Origin of the sequence: Pseudomonas emilianonis, assembly GCF_023072625.1 — a bacterium.
In the GTDB taxonomy this organism is placed as follows: Bacteria; Pseudomonadota; Gammaproteobacteria; order Pseudomonadales; family Pseudomonadaceae; genus Aquipseudomonas; species Aquipseudomonas paraveronii.
The window spans coordinates 1-3159 of record NZ_JAKNRV010000492.1 but is presented as its reverse complement, the minus strand read 5'-3'; the positions used below and the strand labels follow the sequence as shown (position 1 = coordinate 3159).

Annotated in this window: 4 protein-coding genes; all 4 read left to right on the top strand. The window is 61.5% G+C overall.

What is annotated here, in order from left to right:
- A partial coding sequence (locus L9Z73_RS28175; RefSeq protein WP_247408030.1) for a flagellar hook-length control protein FliK occupies positions 1-840 on the top strand: 840 nt, incomplete at its 5' end.
- A gap of 223 nt (positions 841-1063) precedes the next feature.
- On the top strand, positions 1064-1570 hold the full coding sequence (gene fliL, locus L9Z73_RS28170) for a flagellar basal body-associated protein FliL (RefSeq protein ID WP_247408027.1): 507 nt from the start codon (positions 1064-1066) through the stop codon (positions 1568-1570).
- 9 nt (positions 1571-1579) lie between these two features.
- On the top strand, positions 1580-2548 hold the full coding sequence (fliM, locus tag L9Z73_RS28165) for a flagellar motor switch protein FliM (protein ID WP_247408025.1): 969 nt from the start codon (positions 1580-1582) through the stop codon (positions 2546-2548).
- A 60-nt stretch (positions 2549-2608) separates the two neighbouring features.
- Positions 2609-3076 (top strand): flagellar motor switch protein FliN, encoded by a 468-nt coding sequence (fliN, locus tag L9Z73_RS28160; RefSeq protein WP_247408023.1) that lies wholly within the window; start codon positions 2609-2611, stop codon positions 3074-3076.
- The last annotated feature ends 83 nt before the right edge of the window (positions 3077-3159 follow it).

The following is a 3159-nucleotide window of genomic DNA, read 5'->3' as shown; positions in this document are numbered from 1 at the left end:
GATGTGGCCAAGCCCGCCTTCGATCCCACGGCAGACCCTCTGGACGCCATGCCAGCGGTACGCCTGGCGATGGAGCAGGGCGGCCATGTGTCCGCCAGCAGTCAGACCCCGCAGAGCGCCGCACCGACGTCCCAGGACCAGCCGACCGCTGCGCAGAACTTCGCCACCGGCCTGGCTAACATGGTGGACCAGCAAGCCAGCAAGGACAGCACCGACCAGGGCGGCGACAAAGCCTTCAGCGGGCTGATCGAAGACGGCCTCAAGGATTTGAAGAGCGCGAGCAGCGACACCCGTGTCGATGACTTCGCCAACCGCCTGGCCGCACTGACCCAGGCCGCCACGCCGAAAACCGCCAACGCTTTGCCGCCGGTGACCAACGCACCGCTAGCCATGCATCAGAGCGGCTGGACCGAGGAAGTCGTCAACCGCGTGATGTACCTGTCCAGCGCCAACCTCAAGTCGGCAGAAATCCAGCTACAGCCGGCCGAACTCGGGCGCCTGGATATCAAGGTCAACATGACGGCCGACCAGCAGGCTCAAGTCACCTTCATGAGTGGTCACGCGGTGGTGCGTGAAGCACTGGAAACCCAGTCCGGCCGTTTGCGCGAGATGTTTGCCCAGCAGGGCATGGGGCAGGTCGACGTGAATGTGTCCGACCAGTCCCGTGGTTGGCAGGGCCAGGGCCAACAGCAACAGAACCAGAACCAGGCGAACGGTGTCAGTGGCCGTGGCGGTCGGGGTGACAGCGGCGACGTTGCCGATCATGCCGAAGTGGCCGCGGCCGTCGCGCCGGTGACGGCCACCGTGATCGGCTCCAGCGCCGTTGACTATTACGCCTGATTCAGGCTCAACACAGGCCTGAGTGTGGGAGGGGGCTTGCCCCCGATAGCGGAGTTCCAGTCGAGCGATTCGTTGACGGGCACACCGCCATCGGGAGCAAGCCCCCTCCCACAATGGACCTGTGGCGTGGCCGCTGTCCTGCTCTGTCTGACAACTCTGGCATAACACTTGCTCTTGCCTTTCCGTAGATCTATGAATCCCCAAATAGTGACGGATTATTGGCATGGCGAAGAGCGAAGACGCAGCACAAGCACCCGCAGGTAAGGGCAAGGGCAAGCTCAAGCTTATCCTGTTGATTGTCCTGGGCCTGGTCCTGGCGATCGGCGCGTCCGTGGGCGGTACTTGGTACATCATGCACAGCAGTGCGAGCAAACCGGCACCCGCCGCCGAAACTGCCAGCAACGTCAAGCAACCGGCAATCTTCGAGCCGATGCTTCCGGCCTTTGTCGCCAACTTCAATCAGAACGGTCGTCAACGCTACCTGCAGGTGAGCATCACCTTGCTCGCGCGTAACCAGGCGGACCTTGAGGCGCTCAAGGTGCATATGCCGGTGATCCGCAACAACCTGGTGATGCTGTTTTCCGCGCAAAGTTTCGACAGCCTGGCCACCCCGGTGGGCCAGGAAATGTTGCGCCAGAAGGTCACTGCCAGCGTGCAGGAAGTGGCCCAGAAAGAGCTCGGCAAAGTGGTGGTCGAGCAGGCGCTCTTCACTAATTTCGTATTGCAGTAGGATCACGACATGGCCGTGCAAGACCTGCTGTCCCAGGATGAAATCGATGCGCTGCTGCATGGCGTGGACGATGGTCTGGTACAGACCGAAATGGCTGCCGAGCCCGGCAGCGTCAAAAGTTATGACCTGACCAGCCAGGATCGCATCGTCCGTGGACGCATGCCGACCCTGGAAATGATCAATGAGCGTTTCGCCCGTTACACCCGCATCAGCATGTTCAACATGCTGCGCCGCTCGGCAGACGTGGCGGTGGGCGGTGTGCAGGTGATGAAGTTCGGCGAATATGTACACTCGCTGTACGTGCCTACCAGCCTCAATCTGGTCAAGATCAAGCCATTGCGCGGCACTGCGTTGTTCATCCTCGACGCCAAGCTGGTGTTCAAACTGGTGGACAACTTCTTCGGCGGCGACGGCCGTCACGCCAAGATCGAAGGCCGGGAGTTCACCCCTACTGAGCTGCGCGTGGTACGCATGGTGCTGGAGCAGGCTTTCATCGACTTGAAGGAAGCCTGGCAGGCGATCATGGAGGTCAATTTCGAGTACATCAACTCGGAAGTGAACCCGGCCATGGCCAACATCGTTGGCCCCAGCGAAGCCGTTGTGGTGTCTACCTTCCACATCGAACTCGATGGCGGTGGCGGCGACCTGCACGTGACCATGCCGTACTCGATGATCGAGCCCGTGCGCGAAATGCTCGACGCCGGCTTCCAGTCCGACCTCGACGACCAGGACGAACGCTGGGTCAAGGCCCTGCGCGAAGACCTGCTGGACGTCGACGTGCCCCTGACCGCCACCGTGGCCCGTCGCCAACTGCGCCTGCGGGATATTTTGCACATGCAGCCGGGCGACGTGATTCCCGTCGAGTTGCCGGAAGAACTGATCATGCGCGCCAGCGGCGTACCGTCGTTCAAGGTCAAGCTTGGTTCGCACAAGGGCAAACTGGCACTGCAAGTGGTGGAGTCGATCAGCCGGCGCTGAGTCACCCGTATTGATGCACCCCTATTTATTTATGAATGTTTGCTCCGCCGAGGACATGTAATGGCTACCGAACACGAAAACACTTCCGCCGAAGACCAGGCCCTGGCCGACGAATGGGCTGCGGCCCTGGAAGAAACCGGCGATGTTGGCCAGGACGATATCGACGCGCTGCTGGCGGCCGATGCCTCCACCGCACCGGCCAGTAACCGCCTGCCTTTGGAAGAATTCGGCAGCGTGCCGAAGAATAACAACCCGGTGACCCTCGACGGCCCGAACCTGGACGTGATTCTCGACATCCCGGTGTCGATCTCCATGGAAGTCGGCAGCACCGACATCAACATCCGCAACCTGCTGCAGCTCAACCAGGGCTCGGTGATCGAGCTGGATCGCCTGGCCGGTGAGCCGTTGGACGTACTGGTCAACGGCACGCTGATCGCCCATGGCGAGGTAGTGGTGGTCAACGAAAAGTTCGGCATTCGCCTGACCGACGTGATCAGCCCGAGCGAACGCATCAAGAAGCTGCGCTGACATGAAGTATTCGATGGCGGGACTGTTTTTGGCGCTGCCATTGAGCGCCCTCGCGGCCGAGCCGGTCGCGCAAGCGGCCGCCG